At 63.7% G+C, this 14,176-nt stretch carries 12 protein-coding genes; 2 read left to right on the top strand and 10 right to left on the bottom strand.

Annotated elements, in window-relative coordinates:
* Positions 1-14: 14 nt before the first annotated feature.
* Positions 15-1,352, bottom strand: coding sequence for an MBL fold metallo-hydrolase (locus FIU94_RS15480; RefSeq protein ID WP_152466629.1), 1,338 nt, complete (start codon positions 1,350-1,352; stop codon positions 15-17).
* 62 nt (positions 1,353-1,414) lie between these two features.
* Here FIU94_RS15480 and FIU94_RS15475 point away from each other — a divergent pair, with 62 nt between their 5' ends.
* Complete coding sequence (locus tag FIU94_RS15475; protein ID WP_152466628.1) at positions 1,415-2,149, top strand: sterol desaturase family protein; 735 nt, start codon at positions 1,415-1,417, stop codon at positions 2,147-2,149.
* Between the two features lie 72 nt (positions 2,150-2,221).
* A complete protein-coding gene (locus tag FIU94_RS15470) occupies positions 2,222-3,535 on the top strand; it encodes a dienelactone hydrolase (RefSeq protein ID WP_152466627.1) in 1,314 nt (437 codons plus the stop codon).
* Positions 3,536-3,632: 97 nt separating this feature from the next.
* Here the strand turns inward: FIU94_RS15470 and FIU94_RS15465 are convergent, their stop codons facing one another.
* The 9 genes from FIU94_RS15465 to FIU94_RS15425 form a co-directional block, all read right to left on the bottom strand.
* Positions 3,633-5,129, bottom strand: a complete 1,497-nt coding sequence (locus FIU94_RS15465; RefSeq protein ID WP_152466626.1) for a replicative DNA helicase — start codon at positions 5,127-5,129, stop codon at positions 3,633-3,635.
* A 149-nt stretch (positions 5,130-5,278) separates the two neighbouring features.
* Positions 5,279-5,956: an orotate phosphoribosyltransferase gene (locus FIU94_RS15460; RefSeq protein ID WP_152466625.1), complete on the bottom strand. Its 678-nt coding sequence runs from the start codon at positions 5,954-5,956 to the stop codon at positions 5,279-5,281.
* Between the two features lie 52 nt (positions 5,957-6,008).
* A complete protein-coding gene (pyrC, locus tag FIU94_RS15455; protein ID WP_152466624.1) occupies positions 6,009-7,040 on the bottom strand; it encodes a dihydroorotase in 1,032 nt (343 codons plus the stop codon).
* 203 nt (positions 7,041-7,243) lie between these two features.
* Positions 7,244-8,176: a phosphoadenosine phosphosulfate reductase gene (locus tag FIU94_RS15450; protein ID WP_152466623.1), complete on the bottom strand. Its 933-nt coding sequence runs from the start codon at positions 8,174-8,176 to the stop codon at positions 7,244-7,246.
* A gap of 103 nt (positions 8,177-8,279) precedes the next feature.
* Positions 8,280-9,329, bottom strand: a complete 1,050-nt coding sequence (locus tag FIU94_RS15445) for a glycosyltransferase family 2 protein (protein WP_152466622.1) — start codon at positions 9,327-9,329, stop codon at positions 8,280-8,282.
* Positions 9,330-10,052: an FkbM family methyltransferase gene (locus tag FIU94_RS15440; protein WP_254702555.1), complete on the bottom strand. Its 723-nt coding sequence runs from the start codon at positions 10,050-10,052 to the stop codon at positions 9,330-9,332.
* A 3-nt stretch (positions 10,053-10,055) separates the two neighbouring features.
* Positions 10,056-12,410, bottom strand: a complete 2,355-nt coding sequence (locus FIU94_RS15435) for a glycosyltransferase family 2 protein (protein WP_152466621.1) — start codon at positions 12,408-12,410, stop codon at positions 10,056-10,058.
* Positions 12,411-13,046, bottom strand: a complete 636-nt coding sequence (locus FIU94_RS15430; protein ID WP_152466620.1) for a sulfotransferase — start codon at positions 13,044-13,046, stop codon at positions 12,411-12,413.
* Positions 13,043-14,077 carry a glycosyltransferase family 2 protein gene (locus FIU94_RS15425; RefSeq protein WP_152466619.1) on the bottom strand — a complete coding sequence of 345 codons (1,035 nt, stop codon included), beginning with the start codon at positions 14,075-14,077 and terminating at the stop codon, positions 13,043-13,045. The genes FIU94_RS15430 and FIU94_RS15425 overlap by 4 nt, the downstream gene beginning before the upstream one ends.
* Between the last annotated feature and the right edge of the window lie 99 nt (positions 14,078-14,176).

Genomic DNA, 14,176 nt, shown 5'->3' with positions numbered 1-14,176 from the left:
TCGCGAAATGTGGGTCAGTCGGTCTTGCGCTTCATCCGGGCGCTGACACCGCGCAGGCGCTCAAGGAAGATGCCGATGATCTTGGGGTTCAGGATCAGGCCGGGGCCGAAGCGGATGCCGAGGTTGTTGAGGTTCTCGATGGAGATGGACCGCGCCGCGCGGGAAAAACCGCCCTCGCGGGCTTCCTCGAAGGTGCCGTTGACGCCGAGCGTGTCAAAGCCGAAGGAATTGGAGAACAGAAAGTTCAGGCTTTCGGAGTGCATGATCAGGTCGGCGGGCGCGTCGGTCTTGTCCAGCGTGCCGCGGGGCGGGTCGATGCGCCAGCTTTGGCCGGTATCGTCAAGATGCACGACAACGGGCTGCAGCACCCGGATCGGAGAGGCGGCCTGCGCCAGCCGCATGGCCGCGCGGGAGTTGTTGGCGAATACCCGCGCGCGCCATGTGGCAAAGGTGGCGCGAAGGGTCGGCTCATCCACAGTGTCGTAGGTCATCAGATCCGCGCCCATCTGGTCGTACTTGGTGGACCAGAAGGCGACAGCGGCGGCATTCTGGCCCGGTCGCACGGTACCGTCTGTCACATCGCCGGGTTGCATCACGCAAAGCTCGAAAGGTGCTTCGAGAAATGCCTCGATCACGTCCTCGGGCCGGTTGGCCGCATCGTTGAGGTAGGCGTTACGCTCATGGGCAAAGCTGACGAAACTGGCAAAGGGGATCACCATCGTCGGTTCAAGAACTTCCGCCTGAACCTTGATGTTGTTCAGTTTTTCCTGTGCCGCCGCCTCGCGCCAATCGCGGTTCTCGCGCCCGCCTTTCCACGCGGCATAGCTGAACTGGGTCAGCAGGATGTCACAGGGGCCGACCGCCGCGCGGATCTCTTGCGCGCGTTCGGGGGTGCGTACCGCGCAGTCGTTGAGGTTCAGCACATGGGTGTCGCCCATGCGCACGGACAGCGCGGAATCGTAGAATTCGTCCTTGAGGCAGATCACCGACACATCGCTGCCCAGATCGTAGGATTTTCCAAAGGTCAGCTCGGTCAGGTCGAAGCCTTCGCCGCGCAGGAAATTGGCCACCCGTTGATCGTCGATGTCCTGAAACAGCAGCTTGATGCCACGCTGGCGGATCACCTCGCCCCAACGCTTGAAGAACCCGACCGAGAAGTGGTCGGGGTGTTCGTGGCTGATCCAGATGTGCGTGACGCGGGTCAGCAGCTCTTCGATGCGATCTTCGGGCGTTTCCACCAGCAGGCGCCAGCCCTTGTGAAAGGCGGGGCCGGTGTACCACGGGTCGGACAGCAGGCCGACCTGACCGTGGGTCATCAGCACCGAGGCATGGTTGACGAATTCGATCTGCATCACGATGCTCCGACGGCAAGAGTTGCTTCCGTCTAACCAAGACGGCCAGGGGGGTAAAGCAGATGCAGCGGCTCAGGATCATGGCGTCGCATCCGGCGCTGGCGATGATGGCATTGGCCTGGCTGTGCGGTGTCACCGCCTTGAGCGTGGCCGGGCCCGGCTGGGTCTGGGCGCTGGTGCCATTGGGAATCGGCGCGCAATTGCTGAATGAATACAACCTGCACCGCTTTGTCTTTCACCTGCCGCCGCCGCGCCGGCAGTGGGCATTCGACCTGCTGTACCGTGCGCATTACGGGCATCACGATTTTCCCACCAACACGGGCCTGTTTTTCGTCCCCGTCTGGGTGGCGCTGCCGATGCTGGTGGGCAATTTCCTGCTGGTCTGGGCCATTGCCGCCCTGGCGGGGCTGGGCGATGCGATCTGGATCGCGGTGGCCATCGTGCCGGTGGGCGGCGTGGCGATGTTCATGGTCTATGAATGGTATCACATGACCGCGCATCTCAATATCCCCAAGTCGCGGCTTGCCGCTCGGGTGACGCGGCTGCACAACCAGCATCATTTCCGCGATTTCTCCAAATGGTTTCATGTCAGCCCCGGCGGTCAGGTGATCGACCGGGCGATGGGCACCGACATCGACCGCGAGGCGCTGAAGCATCAGCAGCGCATCGACTTTATCCGCACGCTGGGGCTGCGTCCGGACGACCCCCGGCTGGTCGCGGCACGGGCGCGCTTTGCCCCGCGTTTCGGCATCAGTGGGGCGGAAGTGGCGCAGGCGGGAAATGTGAAGTCTCCGTGACGTCAAGCGAACACCGCTTGCCCCGTTCCCGCAACCGCTTAAGCTCGGGACACAAACAAAAGGGAGAGGACCATGAAGCATTTTGTCATTGCCACCGCCGTGGTGGCGCTTGGCGCGGGCGGGGCGTCCGCCGAGAACCGTATCGACAGGCAATTGCCCAACGCGCCGGAACTGGCGGCATACGGAGACCTGCCGGTCGGGGTGCGCACGCTTGAGATGGTCAACCCCGACCAGATCGACATTCTGGCCATCGACCCGCAGGCGGAAAAACCCGCCGAATGGCCCCGCTATGACCGCCCGCTGACGGTCGAGATGTGGTATCCTGCGGCAGAGGGGTCCGAGGGCGATACCAGCATGAAAGCCTACCTGCGCGACGGCACGACCGAGGTCACTCTGGTGGGCAAGGCGCACCGTGACGCGGCCCCCGCGGCGGGCGAAGAGGCCTACCCGCTGGTGCTGGTCAGCCACGGCTACCCCGGCAATCGTTTCCTGATGTCGCATCTGGCCGAGAACCTGGCCTCCAAGGGCTATGTCGTGGCCTCCATCGACCATACCGACAGCACATACCGCACGCAGGCGGCCTTTGGCTCGACGCTGGTGAACCGGTCGCTGGACCAGCTCTTTGTGCTGGAACAGATGGCGCAGAAGGCAGCGGACGGCGGTGAGTTCGCGGGCCTCTACGACGCGGACAACGCGGGCCTGATCGGCTATTCTATGGGCGGGTACGGCGCGATCATCACGGCAGGCGGGGGCGTGACCGAAGCCTCGGTCGGTTATGCCTGGGGGGGTCCTCACGGCACGCTGGGCATTCATCAGGCTGGGTCTGACACCCATGCCGACCTGCCCGACCCCCGGATCAAGACCGCGGTGGCGATCGGCCCCTGGGGCATGAACACCGGGTTCTGGGATGCGGAAGGGCTGGCCGGTGTGCAGATCCCGATGCTGTTCATCGCAGGGTCGCAGGATGAAACATCGCTCTACGAGCGGGGCGTCCGGGCGATCTGGGAAAACGTGTCGGGCGTCGAGACCGCGCTGCTGACCTACGACAACGCCGGTCACAACGCCGCTGCACCGATGCCCGCGCCGGAGGAAAGCTATTACTTCAGCGAGGACAAAGGCTTCAACATCTCCGAACACTACGCGGATGCGGTCTGGGACACGGTGCGGATGAACAACATCGCGCAGCACTTTGTCACGGCCTGGATGGATGCGCGTCTGAAAGGCGATGCCGAAGCCGGGGAGTATCTCGACCTGGTCGAGAATTCCAACGACGGCACCTGGTCGATGAACGAAGACGGCACCGAAAAGGAAGACCACAGCTACTGGAAAGGCTTTGCCGAAGGCACGGCCAAGGGGCTGACCTATGAGGTGAAAACGCCCGAATAAACGAGCAAGGGCACCGGCCATGGCGCGGTGCCCTTTCTGTCTGGGCCGATCCTTTTAAAGAAACCGGCCCGGCCCCCGGAACTTCGGGTGGGGGTGCTCAGAATTCCTGATCGCCGCCGTTCTGCTGCCAGGGTTTCACGAGGTTGCCAAAGCGGGTAAAGCGCCCTTCGAAGCTGAGATCGACAGTGCCGATGGGGCCGTGGCGCTGCTTGCCGATGACCACTTCGGCCCGACCGTGCAGACGCTCCATCTCTTCCTGCCATGCGGCCATCTTTTCCAGCTCGTGATCGCCGGGTTTTTCGCGTTCCTTGTAGTATTCTTCGCGGAACACGAACATCACCACATCGGCGTCCTGTTCGATCGACCCCGATTCCCGCAGATCGCTGAGCTGCGGGCGCTTGTCCTCGCGGCTTTCCACCTGGCGGCTGAGCTGGGACAGGGCGATCACGGGGATGTCCAGTTCCTTGGCGATGGCCTTGAGGCCCATCGTGATCTCCGAAATCTCGTTGACCCGGTTCTCTGACTTGCCGGTACCGCGCACCAGCTGCAGGTAGTCCACGATCAGCAGGTCCAGCCCGTGGGTCCGTTTCAGGCGCCGCGCACGGGCGGCGAGCTGGCTGATCGGCAGGGCGGGCGTATCGTCGATGAAAAGCGGGCAGGCTTCCAGCGCCTTGGCGGCATCGACAAAGCGGCGGAATTCGGCCTCGGTCATGTCACCTGAGCGAATTTGCTGTGAGGGGATCTCGGCGGCTTCGGACAGGATCCGCGCGGCCAGCTGCTCGGCGCTCATCTCCAGCGAGTAGAAGCCCACGACACCGCCGTCGACCGCGCCTTCGGTGCCGTCAGGGGTGAGGCCGCGCTTGTAGGCCTTGGCCACGTTGAAGGCGATGTTCGTCGCCAGCGACGTCTTGCCCATCGAAGGACGGCCCGCCAGGATCAGCAGGTCGGAGCGGTGCAGCCCGCCCAGTTTGGCGTCCATGTCGATCAGACCGGTGGACACGCCAGAGAGGCCGCCATCGCGCTGATAGGCGGCGTTGGCCACGTTAACTGCGTCCGTTACAGCCTTGAGAAAGCTTTGAAAACCGCTTTCCACCTGGCCCTGTTCGGCCAGTTGATAGAGCTTTTGCTCCGCCTCTACGATCTGTTCGCGCGGTTCCGAGCTGACGTCCACCTGCGCCGCCTTGGAGGAGATGTCCCGGCCCAGCTGGATCAGGTCGCGGCGGACGGCAAGGTCATAGATCATCTGGGCATAGTCGCGCACCGCGAAGGCGCTGATGGCGGCGCCGGCAAGACGGGCAAGGTAGGCGGGGCCGCCCAGTTCCTTGAGCCCCTCGTCGTCCTCCATGAACGCCTTGAGCGTCACCGGGCTGGCGAGATTGTTCTTGGCGATGCGCTGCGCGGCGATGTCATAGATGCGCGCATGGACGGGGTCGTAAAAATGCCGCGCCGAAATGATCGACGCGACACGGTCGTAGATATCATTGTTCGTCAGGATTGCGCCCAGAAGCTGCTGTTCGGCCTCGATGGAATGCGGCATCGTTTCCGGTGCCTGCACAGCGATATTGTTCGCGTTCAGCGATGTGATCTCGTTCATTGTCTCACCCGTTTTATGCGTTCGCTGTCATAGGCAGCGCGGCGGGCGGGGGCAAATTGTATGTTTTGTGGATATGTTTTCGAGACCCTCCCGCGCACCATATCTTGCCTGCTGCAAGGGGGGCGGGTCAAGATGCGGTGTGGTTGGCGTCAGGATTTGTGGGCATCCTGCCACTTGCGCGGCGCGTTGAGAAAGCTCTTTACCTCGCGCAGGGTGTCGGCGTCAAAGGTGCCCTGAGCCTTGGCTTCGGCCAGCACATCCCACCATGTGCAGAGCGAATGCAGGGTAACGCCATGATCGCCCAGCGTCTTTTCCGTCTGTGGGAAAATGCCGTAGTAGAAGATGACCGCCGTATGGGCACAGGTGGCGCCGGTGTCGCGAATCGCGTCCACGAAGCTGAGCTTGGATCCGCCGTCGGTGGTCAGGTCCTCGACCAGCAGCACGCGCTGGCCTTCGCTCATGTCGCCCTCGATCCGGGCGTTGCGGCCATAGCCTTTCGGCTTCTTGCGCACGTAGGTCATGGGCAGGCCCATCCGCTCGGCGACGAGGGCTGCGAAGGGGATGCCGGCGGTTTCTCCGCCCGCGATGTTGTCGAAGGCTTCGAACCCGGCGTTGCGCATCACGGTGACGGTGAGGAAATCCATCAGCGTGGCGCGGATGCGCGGATAGGAGATCAGCTTGCGGCAGTCGATGTAGGTCGGGCTGGGCAGGCCCGAAGCCAGCGTGAAAGGGTCGGTCGCATTGAAATGCACGGCCTTGATCTCAAGCAGCATCCTGGCGGTCAGGCGGGCCATTTCCTGTGGCGAGGGGTAGCTGGTAGGGATCATCGGAGGCGTCCTTTGCTGGCGGTGTTTTAGCGTATTTTTTTGAACAATGAAGTCATGCGGTCCAGTGCAGAGGCATGGCCGGATCGAAGACCGTGACCGGGCCATCGGGGGTGTCGATATGGCGGGGATGGTCCGGTGTTTCGCGCACCAGGGTCAGGGTATCCTCGTTCACGGGAAGGCCGTAGAAGGCCGGGCCGTTGCGGGAAGCAAAGGCTTCGAGCCGGTCAAGCGCCGCTTCCTGTTCAAAGACTTCCGCGAGGATGGACATGGTATTGGGGGCGGTGAAGCAGCCCGCGCAGCCGCAGGGCAGCAGCTTGTTCGCGTCCGTGTGCGGGGCGCTGTCGGTGCCGAGGAAGAAGCGTGGATCGCCGCCGGTGGCCGCACGCCGCAGCGCCAGCCTGTGACCTTCGCGCTTGGCCACCGGCAGGCAGTAGTAATGCGGCCGGATGCCGCCTGCCAGGATGTGGTTGCGGTTGATGACCAGGTGATGGGTGGTGATCGTGGCGGCGAGGTTGCGCTCGGAGGCCAGGACGTAATCCACGGCTTCGGCGGTCGTGATATGTTCCATGACCACGCGCAGGTCGGGGTGTGCCTTGCGGATCGGGTCAAGCACCCGTTCGATGAACGCCGCCTCGCGGTCGAAGATGTCGACGGCGGGGTCGGTGACTTCGCCGTGGGTGCAGAGCGGCAGACCGATCTCGGCCATGCGTTCGAACACGCCGGCCACGCGGGCGAAGTCGGTGACACCGCTGGCGGAATTGGTGGTGGCCCCGGCAGGGTAAAGTTTGACCGCGTGGATCAGGCCCTCCGCATGGGCGCGCGCCACATCTTCGGGGTCCGTGTTCTCGGTCAGGTAGAGGGTCATGAGCGGGGTGAAGTTCGCCCCCTCCGGCAGGGCGGCGAGGATCCGGTCGCGGTAGGCAGCGGCATCGGCGCCGGTGACCACGGGGGGGACCAGGTTCGGCATGATGACGGCGCGGGCGAAATGGTTCGCGCTATGGGGCAGTACCGCGCGCAGCATGTCGCCGTCGCGCAGGTGCAGGTGCCAGTCATCGGGGCGGCGGATCGTCAGGGTCTGTGTCATGGCGACGCGCTAGCACAATGGTCGGGGCGGTGCCAGCGTCCTTTGCAGCGCGGCGGCTGTGTCGGGTGCCCCGGTGGGGCCTGCCGGGGAAGACATGTCATATATGACATGTCATCTTTTGTTTAAGGTCAGGTGCACCGTGTCATGGCAGATGTGCAGGCAACTGGCGCTGCAACTGCGGCGACAAGCGCGCCTGGCGGGTGCTACCGGCTGCCGCGCGCTTTTTCGATCTGGGCCAGGCGATTCACGAAGCGCCGCCCGCCGATGCGGTTGCTCACATTGCGGCACAGCAGTTCGATCAGGCCATCCCGGTCGTCGTTGTCCAGCGCATTCAGCAGATTGCGCAGATAGGGGCGATATTCGCGCCGCGCGCGATAGCAGCCGGCAAACCATTTCTCGTCCAGCGTGCCATCTGCGGCGGCTGCCAGCAGCGGCGTCCATTGCTCCATCTCCAGCAGGTCGGTCTGCAACGCATCGCCCATGAAGCGCATCCGCAGCTTGGTCACATTCGGTCGGGTGAACAGCGCCGCATGCATCGCATCCAGCGTCTCGCGCGGATCGTACAGGACAAAGGCGCGGTCGGCGGCGTCCAGCATGTCGGGGGCGTAGCCATAGCGCGAGGTGAAGTCCTGCATCCGCATGTCGGTGAAACGGGCGTCCCATTCGGTGACGCGCGGGTCCAGCGTGGCCTGGGGCTGGATCGCAAGGACCGTCGCGCCCGGGGCGGCGACGGAATAGGCCGCCGCAGCGTAGCCGCAGGGCCCTGCGCCGTAGAACAGCACCGTCTCGAATTCGTCGAAAAACCCGTCGTCGATCAGGCGGTCCACATATCCATAGACGGCGGGGTCGCGAAACCAGGTGTCGCCGTCGCTGGCCAGACAAAGGTGCGACCAGTCCCGGTTACGGACCATTTCCCATCCCAGCGGTTGCGCCAGGTCGGACAGGGCGTGCATGCCCTGTATTGTCTCAAAGCTGACCAGCAAAGTGGGTTCACGCTCGATGAAGGCCGCGAAATGCCGTTTGCCCAGGGGCTCGAAATACCCGTCTTCTTCGCAGAGGTCCGATACCGCGGCCAGCCAATCGCTCTTGGAGAGTCCCGCCAGGGACGCGTGCAGGGTCGGGTTTTCGTCAGCCATCGGTGCATCCTCAACGCCATTATCCCACGCCGGATGCGGGGGATTGTGCGGGGAGTACTGCAGGAATAAGGCGGAAATTGGGAGAATTCTCGCGAAATTGGTGCTAATCCCCCTGGGCCTGCCGGGCGAGATTGGCCTGATGGATCAGGAACCGCGCGGCCTGCGGGGGCAGGGGTTTCGTCGGCTGGGCCATCATCAGACGGCCAAAAAGCGCGCGGAAGGGTTCCTGCCGCAGCAGCGCGTCAAAGCGGGACTTGCGCCAGGTGACAGCGGCCGCGTGCATCCTGGCCAGCGCCGGGTCGGCGTGCAGTTCCTTCAGCAGCGGGGCCCGCCGCGGGGCGATGGCGGCAATGCTGGTGTCCTCGTCGGTGTTGAAGTTCCGTTCGATGAAATAGTCCAGGCCCAGCAGGTCATCCGCGTGCACCGCACGGCCCCGGTCGGCCTTGAGCACATAGGATTCCAGCGCGCCCAGCGGATAGTGGTTCAGCTGTGCCAGACCGTAATTGTCCTGACCGAAGTTTGAAAAGATGCGTTTGGTCTTGAACTGGTCGGGCAGGGGGCGACCGGCGCCGTCGAACCACCGCGCCCGTTCCAGCTTCGCGGGGTCTGGGGCGCGGGGGCGGTGGACGCCCGGTTTACGGTAGGTACCGTCATTGCGGTAGAGCGTCTTGAACATCGCCGCGCGCCAGGGCCAGTGCAGCACCGCAGGGGCGCAGCGGGTAAATGTCTCTGTCACCGGGGCATCGTGATAGCGGACCTGGCCCGCCGTGCCGAACAGCCGCCATGTGAGTGTGATCGCCGTGGCGTCCGGCAGCGCCGCGTGCAGGGCGGACAGCGTGTGGTCTCCGGTGTGGATGTTGACGAATTCGTCCACATCCAGCGGCAACAGCCAGTCGGCGCGGCGCACCGCGTCCAGCTTTGCCGCGGCCTTCAGGGCGGTGAACTGGATACCGCCCTTGTCGTAGGGCCCATCGTTGCGCACATGGGTCAGCCAGCCCTGCGTCGCAAGGTGGTCCAGCATGTCATCGGTGCCATCCTGGCAGTCGTTCGAAAAGACGACAAAATGATCAAAGCCCACCGCGCGGTGATGCGCCAGCCATTCCAGCAGGAAAGCGCCCTCGTTGCGGACGCACAGAAGGGCTGCGTGGGTCACTTACCAGTCCGTGCGGAAACAGACGACCTTGCCCTGAGAGCCGCGGTGATAATAGGCCAGCCCTGCGTCCATGAAGGCTTTGAAAATCCTGTTGATTCCTTCGGGGCCGATCCACTGTGGATGGGTCTCCAGGATCGCGGCGCGCAGGCCTGACAGGTCCATCTGCGGGATCAGATCCGCTTCGGCGCCTTCGATGTCGCAGATCAGCACATTGGGTTTGATGTCCTTCATCACCGTGTTCATGTTCAACACATCGACCTTGGTGGCGGGCGGGTCCACTTCACCCTCCAGAACCTGCAACGACGATCCCAGCAGAGCGTCACGCACGTAGAAATCCACCGTGCCCTTGCGCGGACCCAGAATGGCATTGGTCACTTCCGCGTTCTCCACGCCGTTGGCGGCGTGCACCGTCTGGATGTAGGGGATCAGATGCGGATTGGCCTCGAACGAATGGACGGAGGCGATCTTGCGCTTGGTCGCGACCAGCGTGGACATGTAGCCGATCCCGGCCCCCAGTTCCATCACCACGTCGCCCTCACGCACCACGCGCAGTGCCGCTTCGGTTTCCTTCGCCTCGTACTGGTTGGTGCGCAAGAGCTTGCGGACCCGGCCCTGGATGATGTCGGGATGTTTGGGAAACCGCATGCCGCGCGACATCACGAATTGCGCGTTGGCTTTGGCGCGGGCCTTGCGGGGGGGCTTGTCAACCGTGTTGCCGTCCATGTTTCAGCTCTCCATGTCGAGCGAGAGCGCATAGGCCACCCGCTCCGTTTCGTTCAGTTTGACCTCCAGCGCCTGGCTGTAAAGGTCACGGAATTCGGGCATTCCATGCAGTTCGCGGGCCTTGGCCTTGTGCCATTCGAAACCGGCGTCGTGGGCGGCGCGCAATTGCTTGTCCCGCATCAGCCGGTCATACTCCGCGCGAACCCTTGGAATGTTGCGCTTGATGGTGATGTCGCGGAAATCGGACCAGTCCATGCGGATCCAGTAGTTGATCCCGATGGAGCGATCCACATGCAGGGCCCGGCCACGCTGGCGTTTGATCAGGAAACTTTCAGCCGAGCGCAGGGCATAATGGTTGAGCTGCAACAGGTCGTAGCCCACGTTCTTTTTTGACGACCGCCAGCCGTTGTGGGCGGCGTCACGGGTCATGTCCCGGCCTGAACCGTTGACCCATTTCACCTTGTCCTCAAAGGGTTGCGCCAGTTTGTTCGGCCTGTGGCAGGACAATTTGGCATAGGCGCCGATGTTGCGGAACATGGTTTTGAAGCCCCACACGGTATGCGGTTTGGGACAGTATTTCGGCGCGCAGGTGTCGAACTGGTCGATCACGAAGTCGTCGCGCAATTCCGTCACGCCGTTGTGGCCGAACAGCCGCCAGGTCATCGCCACGTTTGTGGCGTCGGGCACGGCGACAAAGAAATCGTCGAGCGTGCCGTTGCCGGTGCGCACGTTCATGAATTCATCCACGTCGATGTGGATGATCCACTCCGCATTGCGGATCACCGGTTCCTTCATGGCCTGGTTCAGCGCATATTGCTGGGGTGAATTGCCCTTCCAGTTGTCGTTGTTGCGATGCTCTATCACGCCCATGTCCTGCAACCGGCCCAGCACCGCGTCGGTGCCGTCGCTGCAATCGTTGGTGTAGATCAGAAAGTTATCGACCCCGATGGCGCGATGGTAGGCGACCCATTCGACGATGTAGGGCGCTTCGTTCTTCATGCAGCCGACGATCACGTTCCCGGTCGATCCGGGCGGGAGCGCGCGGGGCGGGGCAGGCGTGTAGGCCGCGCCAAGCTCTTCTTCGTTCACGGCGCCCAGGTTGTTGTGCGGGCGGAACTGGGTCGACAGCACCATCTGGTGATTGACCTTCACCCGGTTCAGCAGCCGGATGTTCGCGTTCTGCTCGGTCCCGTCTGCGCCATCGGCGGGCAGCAATTCGTCGAACTTTTCCGCCGCTTCCTCCACCGCTTCGGCCTCGGCGCGCTTGCTGGCGATGGGCGTGGCATTCTTGTGGATGCCAAAGGCGAAGGCGGCCAGATATTGCGTCGCGCGGAACCCAAAGGTCGGGTCCGCTTCGTGCCAGTCCGCGTCGGCTCTGTCCGGTGTCAGCGCGGCCTTGAGGTCGGGAAAGCGTTTGACCAGCGCGGCATTCGCCGTCTTGAAATGGCCCGAAATGGCGTGAAGGCTGCCCGGCGGGATGGGTGGACCGCCCACGCGCACGTTCATCCGCACCTGTTGGCAGAACTCGCGGTCAACGATGATTTGCCTGGCCTTGGCATAGCGGAACAGCCCTTCGTTCATCTGACGGATGCGCGTGAGGGATGCAGCCGCCTCCGCCTGCGGGATGCGGTCGGGCTGCGCCTTGCCCAAGCCCTTGACGTCCAGCACGCTCTCCAGCTCCGCCGTCCCGGTATCGGCGCAAAGTGCGCCAAGGTCGAGCGGGCGCAGCGTCACACGTCCCTTGCCGAATGCCTTTTCCCAGGCGCCCAGCAGCGCCCTGTAGTCCAGCCAGAAGGGCGGGCATTGCACGTCGTTGAACTGCGCGAGGTAGCTGTCGTTCTCGCCCCTGAGGGCCAGCGCGCCTTTCCACCAGTCCTTATGTCCCGCCAGCGCCAGTTCTTGGGTCAGATCGCGCCGCCGCCCGTCCAGCACCGCCAGGTTGTAGTGATGCGCCAGCGCGCGGGCCTGTTCATCCAGATGTGCCACGATGTCGATCCGGTCGAAATGCGGGGTCAGCAGATCGTGCAGCCGTGCCAGTTCGGCAGGCTGGGACAACAGGCTGCCCAGCTGGGCTGCGGCAAGCACCACGTGATCGCCCTTCATCTCAGCCAGGTCCTTTGCCAGCAGGCTCTGGAACTCGGCCGTCAGGGTCTGCTGCACCAGCGGGTTGTCCAGCCCCCGCTTGTGGCGCAGCGCGCTGACCTCCTCGGCCTCGGCGCAGGCGGCATAGAGCCGCACGTGGTTCCAGTCGGGCGCGGTCACTCCCTGCTTGGCCAGCGGCCCCTGCTTTTCCTTGAACAGGCCCCGCAACCGCATGGCCGCTTTCTCCGAAGGTCCGATAAACAGTGTAAGCCGCATCTACCCTGCCTCCTGCACCGGGGACTTGCCGGCGTTGCTCTGTCCCCACCAGGGCAGGTCGAGACCCAGATAACTTCCGATCTTGGTCGGGGCATCCGTATCGTCGATGTCATATTCCATGAAGTTCTCCGCCCCGGCAAAGACGTGGCGGCAAAAGGCGTAATGCCCCGCCATCCAGCGGGCCAGCTCATCCTCCGTACCGCCAAAGCCGCGCGGCAGGCCCGGCACATCGGCCTGCGGAAGGCGACGTTTGCCCAGATTGTTCCAGCGCATCATGCTGTTGGCGGCTTTTGCCGGGTCGCGGGTGGTCAGGATGAAGCGCACACCGGGATGATGCGTGGCAATGGCACTGATCAGCCCCCAGTCGGTCTGCGGCCAGAGCGAGCGGTCTTCCCGAACGGCAGACATTTCGTTGATCACGTCGAATTCATCCAGCCGCGCCAGCGGATCGCCAGTGGCAAAGTAATCCTCGTAGATCACCTTGCCCAAATGCTGGCGCGGAATGTCGCTGCGGCTGCTCTGGCCGGGGCGGATCTTCCAGTCGGCGACCGTCAGCCCCGCGTGGCGCAGCGCATCCGTCAGCGTGGTGGTGCCGGTTTTCGGCAGGGCCAGATTGACAACACGCAAACGGCTCAAAGCAGCTCTCCCGGTTGCAGGCCGATTTCATCGCGCAAGGCTGCTTCGGCGGCTGCATAGGGGCAGGCCGCGCGCAATTGGGCCTGCATCGCGCGGTAGCTGTCCTGCGTCAGCAGGGCATCGCGCCTCGCGCGGTGCAGGCGGACAGCCTCGTCATGCAGCGCGCCCACACCTTCCAGCGCCTTCAGCCGGTCCATCTCGTCCCGCAGGGCCGCTTCGTAGCGCAGGATGCTGTCGTCGAACCAGGCCGCATCGTTGCGTTCGCGCCAGTAGGTATCGTCAAAGGCGCGGTGTTCGCGGTTCACGTCGCCCCGGTCGTTCTTCACCAGATAACTGTCGAGCGAGCGCAGGGCATAATGGTTCAGCGTGGCAAAGGCACGGGCGCCCCTGGCGGGAAAGGCGCGGATCCGGCGCTTGTTCAGGCGCTTGCGAAACGGGGGCGGCACCGGTCGGCCGGACCCGTCGGTCCAGCGCGGCCGCGCCTTCGCTTCGTCGTGAAAGGGACGGTGTGCGCCGAAATACTCCAGCGGGAAATCCCGCCGGACCAGGCTCTTGACCTCGATCGCGGTCTCGGCGCACCAGATGTCGGGATTGTGGCTGCGCAGGAACTGCGTGATCACCGGCTTGTCCTCAAAGGTGTCCACGCCGTCGTTGGCCATGAACTGGAAGGTGACGGAAATCGCCTCGGGATCGCCGCAGGCCGCGACCAGCGCGGGGATCGTATGATCACCCACGTGTATGTTCAAAAATTCGTCCACGTCCGCCACCCAGACCCAGTCGGCCTTGCGGACCGACGGATGCCGCCGCGCGGCCTTGAGCGCCTGCATCTGGTAGTTGCGGTTGGTCGCCGGGTTCGGCAGATGGGCACAGATGCCATGCGCCGCAAGCCGGTCCAGCAGCCGGTCCGTCGCATCGGTGCAATCGTTCGAATAGAACAGGAAATCCGTGACGCCGATGAGACGATGAAAGGCGATCCATTCCAGCAGGAAGGGCCCTTCATTCTTGACGCAGGTGACCGCCGTGATGTGCATGGCCTCAGCCGCCGACCGTCATCGGGGTGTCTGTTGTCTGTCTCATCTTCCGCCTCGGGGTTCGGTGGCAGTATGCCCCCAACCTCATCGTTATTCGTA

The organism is Sulfitobacter sp. THAF37 (assembly GCF_009363555.1).
Lineage (GTDB): Bacteria > Pseudomonadota > Alphaproteobacteria > Rhodobacterales > Rhodobacteraceae > Sulfitobacter.
The sequence above is the reverse complement of the archived record's forward strand: the minus strand, read 5'-3'. Positions and strand labels throughout refer to the sequence as shown.